Origin of the sequence: Rhodohalobacter sp. 614A (assembly GCF_021462415.1) — a bacterium.
GTDB lineage: Bacteria > Bacteroidota > Rhodothermia > Balneolales > Balneolaceae > Rhodohalobacter.
In genome coordinates, this window is record NZ_JAKEDS010000001.1 from 1,555,636 (window position 1) to 1,571,144 (window position 15,509).

Here is a 15,509-nt window from a genome sequence, read left to right on the forward strand (position 1 = left end):
CTACCAATAGTAACAGCTTGCATCACTTGTGTGGATGCTAAAGATTTTTAAACAACTAACACTAAACAATAAAAGTAAGGAGTCATCATATGGCCACCATAAAACCTTTAAGCGATCGTGTATTGGTTCGTCCGGTCGAAGCTGAAGAAAAAACCAGTTCAGGAATTATCATCCCGGACACAGCAAAAGAAAAACCACAAAGAGGAACTGTAGTTGAAGCAGGCCCCGGTAAAGTGGAAAACGGAACCAAGATAGACATGTCGGTTAAAAAAGGAGATGAAATCCTTTATGGTAAATATTCAGGTACTGAAGTAACTCTAGACGGAGAAGAATACCTGATTATGAGAGAATCCGATATTCTCGGAATTGTATCATAACATTGATCTAACCAAACATTTTAAATACTAACCAAACAAATAAATAAATTATGTCAGCAAAACTAGTTCATTACGATGCGGATGCACGCGACGCGCTAAAACGCGGTGTGGATAAGCTTGCAAACGCTGTTAAAGTTACTTTAGGTCCTCGTGGACGAAATGTTGTTATTGAAAAGTCTTTTGGTGCACCTACTGTGACCAAAGACGGTGTAACTGTTGCCAAAGAGATTGAACTCTCTGATAAAGTTGAAAATATGGGCGCACAGATGGTGCGTGAAGTTGCATCAAAAACAAGCGACAATGCCGGTGACGGTACGACCACCGCAACTGTATTGGCTCAATCTATTATTCAAACCGGCCTGAAAAACGTTACTGCCGGTGCCAACCCAATGGATCTGAAACGAGGTATCGACAAAGCTGTTGTAGAAGTTGTAAAAGAGCTGAGAAATCAAAGCAAACCAGTTGGAGACAGCCTCGACAGTATTCGCCAGGTAGGAACCATTTCTGCCAATGGCGATGAAGAAATTGGTGGATTCATTGCACAGGCCATGGAAAAAGTTGGTAAAGACGGTGTAATTACTGTTGAAGAAGCCAAAGGTACCGAAACCTATCTCGATACCGTTGAAGGTATGCAGTTCGACAGAGGATACCTCTCTCCATATTTTGTTACCAACAGCGAAACCATGACCGCTGAAATGGAAGAGCCTTACATCCTGATCTTCGACAAGAAGATTTCCAGCATGAAGGATCTGCTTCCAATTCTTGAAAAAGTAATTCAAACCAGCCGTCCGCTCTTGATTATTGCTGAAGATGTGGAAGGCGAAGCTCTCGCAACATTGGTTGTTAACAAACTGCGGGGCTCTCTGAAGATTGCCGCTGTTAAAGCTCCCGGCTTTGGCGACAGAAGAAAAGCAATGCTCGAAGATATTGCGATTCTTACCGGCGGTACCGTAATCAGTGAAGAGCGCGGTTACAAACTTGAAAATGCTACTCTTGATTTCCTCGGCCAGGCTGACCGAATCAACATTTCCAAAGACGAAACAACCATCGTTGGCGGCCAAGGCAAAGATGAGGACATCAAAGCACGCGTAAACCAGATTAAATCTCAAATCGAGACAACCACTTCTGATTACGACCGTGAAAAACTGCAAGAACGACTTGCCAAATTAGCAGGCGGCGTTGCAGTTCTTTATATCGGTGCAGCTTCTGAAGTTGAAATGAAAGAGAAAAAAGCACGGGTTGAAGATGCTCTGCATGCAACAAGAGCAGCCGTTGAAGAAGGTATTGTACCCGGCGGTGGTGTTGCATTCCTGAGAACTCTCAAAGTATTCGAAAAACTCGAAGGCGATAACAACGATCAGAAAGTTGGTTTCGACATTATTAAACGTGCGCTTGAAGCTCCATTGCGTGCAATTGCAAACAACGCAGGCGCTGAAGGTTCTATCGTTGTCCAAAAAGTTCTTGAAGGAAAAGGCGCTTTTGGATACAACGCACGAACTGAAGTGTACGAAGACCTGATTAAAGCCGGAGTTATTGATCCGACTAAAGTTACCAGAACTGCTCTTGAAAACGCAGCTTCTGTAGCCGGACTCATGCTTACAACCGAAGCTGTTGTTGTAGACAAACCTTCTAAGAAAGGTGATGACGACAATGACGGTGGCGGAATGCCAGGTGGAATGCCCGGCGGCATGGGCGGAATGGGCGGCATGATGTAAAATCATCCCCCCGTTTTAACTCCTTTTAAAGGACGTCAACAAAACCCCGTTTCAGATTCTGAGGCGGGGTTTTTTATTTGTAATTCAACAAACTCTACGTTGAAGCTTTTATGATTTCAGCGATCACAAACTCTCGTTATTTAAATGATTTCTGAGGAAATGGGATATCGTGGATTTTGGGGCGAGCTGCAGAATCAGCATAAAAATGAGTAAACTTCTGAAGATTTATACCGATTTTTTGTACATTCACAAGTCCTGATTTAATCAGGAAGAAGGGCATTAGCTATTTCTTGCCAAAATCGAAGAAAAGATCACTGTAGATTTCTATTCTCTATGGATCAAATTGTAGGAGTTTCAAAGAGTATTTTTGAGCTCTATTTGTCAAAGCATACGTTTACATTACTTTTTTGCTCAATCGTTTTCAGTATTGTGTCTTGTACCAGTACGGGGCAACTCTCTGAAAGTGCAAGTACATCTCACACCTCTTTCAAACCGGAAAAAACGGAAACAGAAGAACGTCTTGAAGAAGTGTATTGGGCCAAGGTGGAAAGTGCTAAAATGAACTTTACCCAAGCCGATGTGGATTTTATGGTGGGGATGATTGCGCATCATTCTCAGGCTCTTATTATGTCGGATTTAGCTCCCAAAAACGAAGCCGGCTCAATGGTTCAAACTCTTGCCGCAAGAATCATTAATGCTCAAAAAGATGAAATTGCATCAATGCAAAGGTGGCTGCGTGAACGAAATCAGCCTGTCCCCAAGGTTCATATCGATGGCCTGACGCTTACAATCACGATGGAATCTCCCGAAGGCCAATCTTCAGGACACGAGCATATGGAGCATTCTCATTCAGCCCATGCCGGACCCGATCATTCAGGTATGCCTGGTATGCTCACACAAGATCAACTCAATGAATTGGCCGGGCTCAACGGAGATGCATTTGATCAGGCTTTCCTTACGTATATGATATCGCATCATGAGGGCGGTGTAACAATGGTAAAAGAACTTTTTAATACAGATGGTGCCGCTTTGGACCATCAGGCTTTTCGTCTGGCATCCGATATTCAGGTGGATCAAACTACAGAAATTGAGCGAATGGAACTCATGCTTCAAAACATGAAGGGCTCTTAAAGCACTTTGGACTTCTCTTAACTAATAATCAACATCCAGTACGCTACATGAATAAAAAGATATCTTTTGTGAACTTTCTGATGAAGGTTTGTACGGTTAAAAAACTATCCATTTTAATAATGATAACGGCATTTGCAGGGTTGATAAGCTGCTCTACCTCAGAAAATGCCCAGCAACGAAATCAATCAACAATTCCACAGCTTTCGGAAGCGCCCCGTCCGGTTCCTGATCCACGGGTTGGATTGCAAGCGGGAGTTTTTGATGCAGAAGAAGCAATATGGAATCTTCGTAAAATGTCATCCACACCACCGACGGAAGATTTTCTCGGTGCCGTAAATTCCGACCTTGCTTTTAAAGGTAATTATGTGATCCAGGGGAATTATAATGGATTTATGGTGTGGGATCTCACCAATCCTGAAGATCCGCAACTGGTAGTTGATTATTTGTGCCCGGCATCCCAAAGTGACGTATCCGTGTACGAAGATCTGCTGTTTGTGTCTGGCGAGGGTTTAGGAGGCAGGCTTGATTGTGGCTCGGAAGGAGTGCCTGAAACGGTAAGTGAAGTTCGTCTGCGGGGGATCAGAATTTTTGATATTTCCGATATAAAAAATCCGAAGTATATCTCGAATGTTCAAACCTGTCGTGGATCACACACACATTCTGTACTGAAAGATCCCGATGATAATGAAAACGTATACGTTTATGTTTCCGGTTCTGCAATGGTTCGGCCGGAAGAGGAGCTTCCGGGCTGCTCGGATTTACTTCCCGAAGATGATCCAAACAGTGCTCTTTTCAGAATTGAAGTGATACAAGTTCCACTTTCAAATCCTGAAGAAGCAGCCATCGTAAATTCACCGAGAATTTTTGAAGATTTGGAAGCGGCACCTTCTCACGGACTTGCACCTGCAGATCTTGAAGAGATTGAACAAGCTAAAGCCGATGGCAAGTTTGTTGGTCACTTTTACGGTCGCGAGCGTATCATTTCGGGTCGGTTTATTACAGAGCTTTTGAATGAAATTGTAGAAGAACGCGGCGGAAATGGTGACCCCACAGCAGCGGACAGTTCCGCTTTGAGAGAAAATCTTCAGGAAATGTTAGATGAGCGAATGGCTGAAAGAAGTACTGGAGAAGATGATCGGGGGCCCAATCAGTGTCATGATATTACTCTTTATCCCGAAATTGGTTTGGCCGGTGGCGCTTGCGAAGGATATGGTTTATTGCTGGATATTTCCGATCCTGTTAAACCTGTTCGGGTGGATGCCGTAGCCGATTCTAATTTTGCATACTGGCACTCGGCCACCTTCAACAACGACGGTTCTAAAGTACTTTTTACCGATGAATGGGGAGGTGGAACCCAGCCAAAATGTCGGGCAACCGATCCGATGGAATGGGGAGCCAATGCAATCTTTACAGTTGAGAAAGATAGCATGAATTTCAAGAGTTACTATAAAATGCCGGCCGCTCAAACACCACAGGAAAATTGTGTGGCACATAACGGTTCTCTGATTCCGATTCCCGGCCGGGATATTATGGTTCAGTCATGGTACCAGGGTGGCGTCAGTATTTTCGATTGGACCGATCCCGAAAATCCAATCGAGATTGCATATCATGATCGCGGTCCTGTTCATGCAGAACAACCAGTTCTGGCTGGAAGCTGGTCCGTATATTGGTACAATGGAATGATTGTGAGCTCAGAAATTGCCCGGGGTCTCGATATTTTTGAACTGACCCCCAGTGATTTTCTGACTGAAAATGAAATTGCAGCGGCAAACACTGTTAAGCTTACATACCTGAATGCACAGGGACAGCCGAAATATGTTTGGCCTCCTACATTTGAGTTGATGCATGCCTATTTGGATCAACTTCAAAGAGAGCGCGAACATGATTTGGATTTTATCGAATCAATCCGCGATGGCCTTGATAAAGCTGAAGAGGCAAATGGATCCGAAAAAGCTCTTTTGTTGAATCAGCTTGCCCGTCAATTGGAAGTAGAAGCCAACGGCTCAACCCATAAATCAAAAACAAGAGTGTTGGCCCGGACCATGAAAACCATGAGTTCAAAGATTTAAGGAAACTCAGTTTAGAAAAAAGCTGATTCTATCAAGGATCAGCTTTTTTTATTTAAACCTGTTTCGGGAGGATCAGGTTTAATATCCTTGAGAAGAAGTTTGTAAAAAAAATTACCGGTTTTTGTAAATCCTATCTTCCGCTTCTTTTTTAGACGAGATTGTTTAAATTTTACAAATACCATATTGCTCAATAAAGCCTTAAGAACATGAAAGAACATAATCGTCGTGAATTTTTGAAATTAACCTCCCTGGCAGTTGCCGGAAGTATGCTGCCATTAAGTGCTTGTTCAAGCCAGAAGGAACTTGCTGTTGCTGCCGGAGTGGCCGGCGTTGATCCCGGGTACAAATTGAAAGTTGGCCTGATTGGTTGCGGGGGACGCGGGACCGGCGCTGCAAATCAGGCGCTGAACGCCGATTCTAATGTAGAGCTTATCGCCATGGGAGATATTTTTGAGGATAAGATGACCCAGTCACTACAGATCCTCAATCAGATTCACTCAGACAAAGTAAACGTACCGGAAGAGAGCCGGTTTTTGGGGTTTGACGCCTATCAAAAAGTGTTGGATTCTGGAGTGGATGTGGTAATACTTGCCACGCCGCCAACATTCCGGCCTTTGCATCTTGAAGCATCCGTAAATGCCGGAGTTCACATTTTTTGTGAAAAGCCGGTTGCTGTAGATGCACATGGTTATCACAGAATTATAGATGCCGTAAAAATTGCAGAACAAAAAAATCTAAACCTTGTTTCTGGATTTTGCTGGAGATATCACAATCCCAAAAGAGCGTTTTTCAACAGGGTTCAGAATGGCCAATTGGGCGATATCACTTCGATTTACTCCACATATAACACCGGCGAACTGTGGTCATTTGATCGGCAACCGGAATGGTCTGATGCCGAATATCAGCTTCGTAATTGGCTATATTATAACTGGATTTCAGGCGATCATATCGTAGAACAGGCTATACACAGTGTTGATTTTATGATGTGGGCCATGAATGATGAACTTCCGGTAAGTGCAATGGGCACAGGAGGAAGACAGGTTCGTACAGACGAGAAGTTTGGAAATATTTATGATCACTTTGCAATTACGTATGAATATGGAAGTGGGGTGAAGGGATTTCATTTTTGCCGTCAGCAGGAAGGCTGTGAGAATAGTTATCACGCTGAAGTGTTTGGTACGAAAGGCCGGGGAGTAGCAAGTGTCACCCGAGGCGAACACTTTATCGAAGGAAATAATGATTGGACGTACGAAGGTGAGGACAATGACATGTACCAAGCCGAACATGATGCTCTTTTCGCTGCTATTCGATCCGGCCAAACCATTAACCAGGGAACGGAGCTTGCCAACAGTACAATGGTGGGTATTATGGGACGAATGGCTGCTTACACCGGTAAACGGGTAACGTGGGAACAGGCGATAAATTCCGATCAACGGTTATCGCATGATATTACAAGCTGGAATCATTTTCCGGAAGTGAAAAAAGTTGCCATGCCGGGACAAACTCCGTTAGCATAAAGCTAAAAATTCTTCCGGAAAAAGGGATTTCCTATTCCAGCGAAGTAAGCGCAATAACTTTACAAATGAAAAGAAAAGACTTCCTGAAATTCGGGACTTTGGGATTGGCATCTCTTACTCCGGGTGCGGGGCTGTTTAATCCTGAAAAGCAGATGAAAATCAATCAGAATTTATCTTCAAACGGTTCTCTGAAAAAGGGATACATGCTTGAAACGTTTCCTTCCGGGGAGAACTATTCGATTCTCGAAAAGTTCAAAATGTTAAAAACGGCCGGATTTCATGGGGTTGAACCGCCCAGCGGTCTGGATCGTGCAGAGGTTTTGGAAGCAAAAGCCGAAACCGGATTGGACATTCCGAGTGTAGTTGTTTCAACACATTGGAGTTCTCCCTTGACCAGTCCCGATGAGTCCGTTCGGAAAATTGGCCTGAAAGGACTTGAAACAGCGCTTTATGATGCGGATGAATTTGACGCTTCAACAATTCTTCTCGTTCCCGGAATTGTGAATAATGAGGTTTCTTATAAGGATGTCTATTCAAGATCGCAGGAACAAATCCGGAAAATACTGCCTCTTGCCGAAGAGCTTGAAATTGTTATTGCAATTGAAAATGTATGGAATCATTTTTTAATGAGTCCATTGGAAGCTACTACGTATGTGGATGAGTTTGATTCACCCTGGCTGGGATGGTATTTTGATATCGGCAACATCATAAATTATGGCTGGCCCAGCCATTGGATTGAGATTCTGGCTGATCGTATTGCAATGATACACATCAAAGAGTTCAGCCGACAAAAAAGAGATGACGAAGGGTTGTGGAGCGGTTTTCGTGTAAACTACCTGGAAGGGGATAACGACTGGCCTAAAATTATGCAGGCATTACGTGAGGTTGGATACAGTGGATACGGAATTGCAGAGCCCGCTTATCGCCCCGAAAACATATCTCCTGAAGTATTTCTGAGTGAATATGTCTCGCAAAGGATGGATGAGATTTTCCACCACTTCCAGTGATCCATTCATATAACTTTTTCTACATAAAAGTAGATGAGTTTAAGCGCTGAATATCTACTATTCGCGCAAGATTATATATTCTTCACGTGATTTTTTGCCATTATTTTCCCGAAATATTCTCAATATGCTGAAATATAAAATATGAAAGCGCTTTTTTGATGGTTATGAGTCTTCTACAGGATCCGTCAAGAAATACGATTAGTTTTATTTAAATCATTTCGATCCTGAGGATAATTTAGTATCGTTCATCTTATGAATTTGTTTTAACAAGATTCTTTAACCACTACCCAATATGATTTTTGCTATTTCGTGTTGTTGTTGCTGTTGCTCAAAAAGTTTGTGCAGCCTGATGTAAACGGGTAGTGGGGAGTTAAAAATTTGATCGATAAGTATGATAACCCGCCGCCTGTACAGGATGCGGGTTTTTTTATGCTTATAAATCGATGTTGAAGTAGAAAATAAAGGCGCTTGGCCAACGAATAAAACGTTTTATGAACCGACAGGAAAAGCAAGTACTAACAGATAGGAAGTTTGAGATTGAAAATTTGTCCGACCTGAATCATCAGTTTGAATATCAGTCGCCGGATGATTTGCTTCTTTGGGGGGCAGAACACTTTGGGAATACCATTGTATTGGGAACCGGTTTTGGCCCTTCGGGCGTGGTTTTGATTCACAAAATCACGAAGCTCCAACTGCCGATTAAAATCTTTTGCCTGGACACAAACCTGCTGTTTAAAGAAACCTACTCATTGTGGGATAAGATTGAGGATCGGTTTGATATTCGGATTGAGTCCGTTTCACCCATTCTGACACTTGAAGGACAGGCCAAACGTCACAAAGAAGAACTTTGGAAAACAGATCCCGACAAATGCTGCTATCTTCGGAAAGTACTGCCGCTTCAAAAATACCTGAGTAATAAGAAAGCCTGGATTACCGGGTTGCGGCGTTCGCAATCAGAGATGCGGAAAGATGTCGGCAAAATTGAGTGGGATCCGGGAAACAAAGTCTACAAACTAAACCCGCTTGCCACGTGGACTCAGGAAGAAGTTTGGGAGTATATCGAAAAAAATGACCTTCCTTATAACCCGCTTCATGATGAAGGGTATCCAAGCATTGGATGCATTCCCTGTACGGAACCTTCTACCGATCAAAGTGAGAGATCGGGCAGATGGAAAAATCTTGAGAAAACCGAGTGTGGAATTCATCTTCCCAGTTTGAAGAACAAGCTGAAATAGAGAGTTCTTGTTACTATTCCTGCTCATTTAGATTCACTCTATTGCTTATAACTCGTATTATTTTTGGAGAGAGTTTGTCAAAAATAAATTTTTAGTCTAAACTAAAAATTTATACTTTTCTAAAAAGAAGAAAGTATAAAACATAAATTTCAGATCAAGTGACATATGGAAATTGAAGCTATCAAAATGTGGTTTTTCGATTTAAGTCCGGTCATGCAGGCACTTATGGGCGGATTATTTACCTGGTTTCTAACAGCACTAGGGGCCGCCCTGGTTTTCTTTACAAAAAATGTAGGCTACAAATTATTAGACACCATGCTCGGCTTTGCCGCCGGAGTCATGATTGCCGCGAGTGTGTGGTCGTTAATCATTCCATCCCTGGATATGGCTGAGGGGCAAGGATATATACCATGGATACCGGCTGTTATTGGATTTATGGGAGGGGCACTTTTCTTAAGAATTTGTGATGCTTATTTACCCCACCTTCATTTAGGTCAGCCCAAACAGGAAGCCGAAGGTGTACAAACAACCTGGCGGCGAACAACCCTTCTTGTGCTTGCTATCACTTTGCATAATATTCCTGAAGGATTGGCCGTAGGCGTTCTTTTTGGTGCAGCAGCCAGTGGAATTGATCCCACAAGTACGGCCAGTGTTGCTGGCGCTGTAGCATTGGCAATTGGTATAGGTATACAGAATTTTCCCGAAGGTATGGCAGTATCCATTCCGTTAAGAAGGGAAGGCGTTAGCATAGGGAGAAGTTTTAATTATGGCCAGATGTCAGGAATTGTTGAACCGATTTCTGCTGTAATTGGTGCGGCAGCTGTTATTATGGTTCAGCCCATTTTGCCATATGCCCTGGCATTTGCAGCCGGAGCAATGATGTTTGTAGTGGTTGAAGAACTTGTTCCCGAATCGCAGCAACATGGGCACACAGATTTGGCAACTCTCGGTACTATGATCGGATTTTGTACCATGATGGTTCTGGATGTGGCTTTAGGCTAAAATCTCATTATTGCGGGGAATTTAACGGCTGTGGCAATTCCATAATGTTGGGATTGCTTCACTCCGTTTGTAATGGCAAATTCAAGATTTTTTCGCCTTTTTCTTTTTAGAGCTAATGACCCAATTCACAAACAGGAATTCAATTGCGGCTGCTTCGTAGCCTTTCCAGTTTTTTATGAATGATTGAAATTCTTTCTCACTTGTGTTTGATGGATCACCATCGTAACTCATGATAATCCATTTCCGCAACCCTTTTTCTTCTCCTTTAGTCCTATTGCTTGGAAAAACAGCGTCGGTTCGTTCTCTGAACAGCATTAAATCCTGGCCAGTTGTGGGGCCGATTCCTTTGATCTCTGAAATAGAATCATAAAATTCCTGGGGATCCGCATCTTTATCGAGATATTCCAGATCCACCTCGCCGGCAAGCATATCCTGGGCAAGTCCCACGAGATATTCACCCTTTTTCAGGGTCGGGCCCAGCTTTCTGATTTGCGCCGGATTTGCTTTTGCAAGTTGAAACGGACGCGGCCATGCAGGAATCTTCTCTCCATTATGCTGAAGATGAGCTCCGTAAGCCTCGCGAACTTTAAAAACCATTTTTTTAGCTGTCGGTTTGTGCGACAATCTCATCTGAACAATCCTGTTGATAATATCTTCAAGCAGACTTCCCCGAGCCATGCGTTTCAACCCATAGAATTCCTGAAGTTTTGGGCCTAAAACAGGATCATTATCGGCCTGATCATAAAAGGGCCGAAGATCGATATTTGTGCCTAAAATTCTGGCAAGGCTCTGATTGGTCTGAGCTATTTCGTCTTTCGATAAAGATTCTGACGACTCAACGTGAAATTCGGGATTTTCAGGATCACCATTAAAAAAAACGGTAACAATGAAATCCTTGTCATCAATGGAAATCGGGCGAATGAATCCCTCTTCAAAAATTTTTTCGGGATCGTGTTCATGATCGAAATAAGGATCAATATCAAGGCAGATAAACCAGTCGTGCGGAGGGATGGATTTTAAAGTCCAGGAAGACATTGTATATGATTTAGAAATTAAATGGTTCTATAGTAAAACAATCAAACAGCAGAAGATTCCAAGATTTATCAAAATTGTGAAATCAATATATTAAATGGTTTATTCTATGTACCGAGGCTTAAATCTAACAGAACTCCGATGAAAAAAACATTTCTATTTCTACAGGTACTTTTATTATTGTTCATTTCTTCAAAATCCATATTTGCCCAATCAAATAATTCTTCAGATTGGTATGAGTACATTCATCAAACCACTGAGGAAAAGTATAAGCAAATTGTAGAATGGAGACGCCATCTGCATGAAAACCCCGAACTTTCAAACAGAGAGTTTGAGACAGCAGAAATGGTTGCCGAACATTTAAGATCGCTTGGGATAGAAGTTGAAACTGAAGTGGCTCATACGGGAGTTGTAGGAATTTTGAAGGGAGGTAAACCGGGTCCGGTGGTAGGATTGCGGGCAGATATGGATGCACTTCCTGTCAAAGAACGTGTGGATATACCCTTTGCTTCTGAGGCAATGTCGGAATACCAAGGCGAACAGGTGCCCGTAATGCACGCATGTGGACATGATACGCACGTTGCCATGTTAATGGGAGTAGCCGAAATTTTAGCAGATCGAAAAGAGCATTTGCCTGGCACAGTTAAATTTATTTACCAACCCGCAGAAGAGGGTGCGCCACCCGGAGAGGAGGGCGGTGGAAAATTAATGGTTGAGGAAGGTGTCCTCACCAATCCCGATGTGGATGTGATTTTTGGCCAGCACATCTCGGCACAGACACCGGTCGGACATATCAACTATCGGCCAGGTGGGATTATGGCGGCTTCAAATCGATTTTCTATCGAGGTAAAAGGAGTTCAAACCCATGGATCGACACCATGGAGCGGTGTAGATCCCATCGTGACTTCAGCAAAAATAATTGACGGACTTCAGACCATTATAAGTCGCCGGACAGAGTTGACGAAGGAAGCTGCTGTGATTACTGTTGGCATTATTCGAAGCGGGGTTCGAAATAATATCATTCCCGAAGAAGCCTATCTCGAAGGAACCATCCGAACACTTGATACTGAAATGCAGGAAAAGCTATTTGCCCAGATGCACGAAACGGTAGATCTGATTGCAAAAAGTATGGGAGCCGAAGCTGAACTGACCATTTATGAAGGATATCCCGTGACGTATAATGATCCGCAGTTGACGGAGAAAATGGCTACTACAATTGAGCGGGTAGCCGGTTCGGAATATGCTCATGTGATTGATCCGATTACGGGAGCGGAAGATTTCTCATTTTTCCAGAGAGAAGTCCCGGGCTTTTACTTTTTTACCGGAGGAATGCCGGCTGATATGGATCCGGCTGATGCAGCGCCTCATCACACCCCGGACTTTTACATTGAAGAGGTGGGGATGAAAACAGGTGTGAAAGCTTTGGCCAACTTGACAATTGATTACATGATGATGAATCAAGAGTAGTGCATAAGAGAGAACCGTCGCTTGTGAAGATATACACGCTTATTTTAATTGCGATTTTAATCATTACTGAAAGCATTTCAGCACAGGGGTTTAATGTTTTCAATAGCCGAAATCACCCGGAATTAAAATGGCAGGTAGTTGAAACTGAGCATTTCAAAATTATTTATCCGGAGAGAATTGAGGGGATCGAAATATTAGCCGGGACGATTGCAGAGGAAACATATGACGCTCTTTCCAAAAACCTGGGTGTGACATTTACAGATAAAGTTCGGCTCTATTTGTCGGATGAAGATGAAATTGAAAACGGATTCGCGAACCCGATTGGCGGCGGTTATTCTATGATGTGGGTGAACGTCAACGGTTTCAGGGCGGGAAGAAACGGAAGTGTAAAATGGCTGCGGCATGTTATGTCTCACGAACTAGGGCATATTTTCCATTACAAGGCTGTGGAGTCGAAGATCGGGATGCTGCAATACGTTATTGCGACACCTATTTCGAGGCATTGGACGGAAGGTTTAGCTCAATACGAAACAGAAGAGTGGAATTCTCAGCGTGGCGACCGATGGCTTCGCAAAGCTATTTTCGACAGCCGTCCCGGTTTCAGGGATGGAAGTTCTGTTGAAAACGGATCCCTGATGTACGCCGTAGGAAACTCTCAGCTACGCTACTTTACGGAAACATATGGCGACAGTACGCTGGCAAAGATGTTCTCCTGGCGGGGTAAAAGACTCGGCCTTCTTGAATATCATGATTTTGAGAAAGCGTTCCACGAAACAGTAGATGGCGGTTATGATGCTTTTTACGAGGAATGGCGAAAGCACATGAATATCTATTACAATACGCTGGCCGCGAGTATGGAACGAACCGATTCTCTTGGAAGTGAGTCGTTTAATATGCCGGGCCAATTTTACCTGGATATGGTTGTTAGGCCTGATGATAGCCTGATAGCCGTTCAATCCATTCCATCTATGAGCAGGCAGGTGAGGAGTCTCTATATCGTTACAAACGATTCAACCCGAGAAAGCCGGAAAGTTGCAGAAGGAAATATCAATTACGATTTGAGCTGGAGCAAGGATGGAAAATCAATTTTCTATTCCAGGCGATCAAGAGGTGAGAATTCGTCGCTGTCCAATGATGTGTACGTCCTGAACATTGAAACCGGCAGGGAACAGAGAATCACACATAGCAGAAAAGCTGCATTTCCAGCTCCGGGACCAAATGAAAGCGAGATCGCGTACATCGTAAATGAAGCTGGAACCGGAAATCTTTTTACCCGAAATCTTGAGACCGGGGAAGAAATCCGAGTCACAAATTATAAGGAGAATGTACAGCTCAGCTGGCCGGTTTGGTTGGCTGATCAACAACGATGGCTGCTCTATAAATTTGATGGGGATTGGAACCGAAAATTCATTCTGTTAAATCCTGAATCAGGTGAAGAGAGTGTTCTTTTAGATAACGGTCAAGGGGATAACCAACGTCCGATTTTAAATCATGACGGCACAAAATTCGCTTACAATTCGCTGCAGGATGAAGTGCCAAATATATTTGTTTATGATTTTGAAACGGATTCATCACGCCGTGTGACAAACCTGTTTACGGGTGGAGAAGTTTATGGCTGGATAGCAGAAACAGATTCCGTTGATTTTGAAAGGTTGCTGGTGAATGCCAGTGAGACAAAGCGAAGAGATCATCTTTTTTGGGTGGATGTAAACCGTACTCCAAAATCACAGCCGGTTGAAATTCCTGAAGCGTATTCAAACTGGCGATTGAAATCTCCTCCGAATCAGATTCCATTCCAAATCGAAGGAGATCCCTCAGAAGTAGTCGCCCAATATGAATATCAGCCGTTGAAAAATATCACCCATATTGTTTCATTTGCGCTGCCGTATTATGCAGATACAAATAACTGGGGGCTATGGGGTATGACAAACTGGATGGAACCGATTGGCAAACACCTGGTCACAGCGTTTGGATCCGTTTCTTTGCCCACTCCGGCAGAAAATAGTTACGGTGCCATCAATTATCAGAATAATCAGCTCTACCCGAGCCTCACATTTTCGGCATATAGTTTTCCGGCAAATTCAAGATTTTATGGCGATAAGTTTTTGGTTGAAGAACTGACCGGTGGAGAGGTATCCGCCGTTTGGCCTCTGGATACATTTGAAAGATCCTATCAATCATCCACGGTTGGAATTCGGTTTCGCCACGTAAATGTTGATCCGGACAACTATGATTTCTCAGGCAATCCACGAATTCCAGAACCTGTTGAAGGACGCCAAACCGATCTTCAAATCGAGTGGATCCTGCGGAAACAGAAGCCCTGGCGTTTGAATGCTATTCATCCGTTGGACGGGTATGGAATCAAGGCAAGATTGTTAGGGGCTGAAAAAGTACTCGGCGGGGAGGTTGGTTATTTTGAAGCTGATTTAAATGCATATGCGGTTTTGCCATCCATTGGGGCCCATCGATTCTATTTGCATGCACGATATCAACAGCAATGGGGTGACCCTTTACCACAAAATAAGGTGAACCTGACGCGGTATGACAATATTACCATCACGTTGCCAGATCAGGTATTTATTCAATTTTTTGATAATTCGGAACGGGTTCGGGGATATCGTCAGTATGTGGCTGGAAAACGTGTTTTGTTTGGAAGTGCAGAGTATAGAATGCCGTTTATTCCATCTCTGCAAACTGAAATTCTTGGATTAATCCAGTTGGGATCAACTTCGCTTACACTGTTTACCGATGCCGCAATTGTTGGCGATGCTATTGGGCAGGATGGATCCACAAATACAATCGAACGGTGGGGAGCAGGTGCTGAAATCAAAAATGAACTACAGATTTTCGGGCTGAAATTTGCCCATTCTCTCGGTGTAGCTCAACCGGTTGAATCTTTATTTGAAGATGATTTTGTGGATCTTTACTATCGGGTGAAGGCCGTTGTTCCGTTTTGA

The 15,509-nt window shown here is 43.3% G+C and carries 11 protein-coding genes; 10 read left to right on the top strand and 1 reads right to left on the bottom strand.

The window, feature by feature from the left end:
- Positions 1 to 89: 89 nt before the first annotated feature.
- From groES to L0B18_RS06285, 8 genes are all read left to right on the top strand, one after another.
- The gene (gene groES / locus L0B18_RS06250) at positions 90 to 377 is read left to right on the top strand and encodes a co-chaperone GroES (protein ID WP_234570378.1); all 288 of its coding nucleotides are present in this window, start codon (positions 90 to 92) and stop codon (positions 375 to 377) included.
- A gap of 50 nt (positions 378 to 427) precedes the next feature.
- Positions 428 to 2,092 carry a chaperonin GroEL gene (gene groL / locus L0B18_RS06255; protein WP_234570395.1) on the top strand — a complete coding sequence of 555 codons (1,665 nt, stop codon included), beginning with the start codon at positions 428 to 430 and terminating at the stop codon, positions 2,090 to 2,092.
- A 333-nt stretch (positions 2,093 to 2,425) separates the two neighbouring features.
- Positions 2,426 to 3,223, top strand: a complete 798-nt coding sequence (locus L0B18_RS06260) for a DUF305 domain-containing protein (RefSeq protein WP_234570405.1) — start codon at positions 2,426 to 2,428, stop codon at positions 3,221 to 3,223.
- Positions 3,224 to 3,270: 47 nt separating this feature from the next.
- Positions 3,271 to 5,292, top strand: a complete 2,022-nt coding sequence (locus tag L0B18_RS06265) for an LVIVD repeat-containing protein (RefSeq protein ID WP_234570407.1) — start codon at positions 3,271 to 3,273, stop codon at positions 5,290 to 5,292.
- A 206-nt stretch (positions 5,293 to 5,498) separates the two neighbouring features.
- Positions 5,499 to 6,809 (top strand): Gfo/Idh/MocA family protein, encoded by a 1,311-nt coding sequence (locus L0B18_RS06270; protein ID WP_234570417.1) that lies wholly within the window; start codon positions 5,499 to 5,501, stop codon positions 6,807 to 6,809.
- A gap of 65 nt (positions 6,810 to 6,874) precedes the next feature.
- Positions 6,875 to 7,816: a sugar phosphate isomerase/epimerase family protein gene (locus L0B18_RS06275; RefSeq protein WP_234570419.1), complete on the top strand. Its 942-nt coding sequence runs from the start codon at positions 6,875 to 6,877 to the stop codon at positions 7,814 to 7,816.
- 491 nt (positions 7,817 to 8,307) lie between these two features.
- Entirely contained in the window at positions 8,308 to 9,051 is a 744-nt protein-coding gene (locus L0B18_RS06280; protein ID WP_234570443.1) for a phosphoadenylyl-sulfate reductase, read from the top strand.
- 165 nt (positions 9,052 to 9,216) lie between these two features.
- A complete protein-coding gene (locus tag L0B18_RS06285) occupies positions 9,217 to 10,053 on the top strand; it encodes a ZIP family metal transporter (RefSeq protein WP_234570445.1) in 837 nt (278 codons plus the stop codon).
- An 81-nt stretch (positions 10,054 to 10,134) separates the two neighbouring features.
- Here the strand turns inward: L0B18_RS06285 and L0B18_RS06290 are convergent, their stop codons facing one another.
- The gene (locus tag L0B18_RS06290; RefSeq protein WP_234570447.1) at positions 10,135 to 11,088 is read right to left on the bottom strand and encodes a DNA-3-methyladenine glycosylase family protein; all 954 of its coding nucleotides are present in this window, start codon (positions 11,086 to 11,088) and stop codon (positions 10,135 to 10,137) included.
- A 138-nt stretch (positions 11,089 to 11,226) separates the two neighbouring features.
- On the opposite strand from L0B18_RS06290, the gene L0B18_RS06295 reads away from it, so the two are divergent.
- On the top strand, positions 11,227 to 12,552 hold the full coding sequence (locus L0B18_RS06295; protein ID WP_234570457.1) for an amidohydrolase: 1,326 nt from the start codon (positions 11,227 to 11,229) through the stop codon (positions 12,550 to 12,552).
- Complete coding sequence (locus L0B18_RS19825) at positions 12,552 to 15,509, top strand: BamA/TamA family outer membrane protein (RefSeq protein ID WP_234570459.1); 2,958 nt, start codon at positions 12,552 to 12,554, stop codon at positions 15,507 to 15,509. The genes L0B18_RS06295 and L0B18_RS19825 overlap by 1 nt, the downstream gene beginning before the upstream one ends.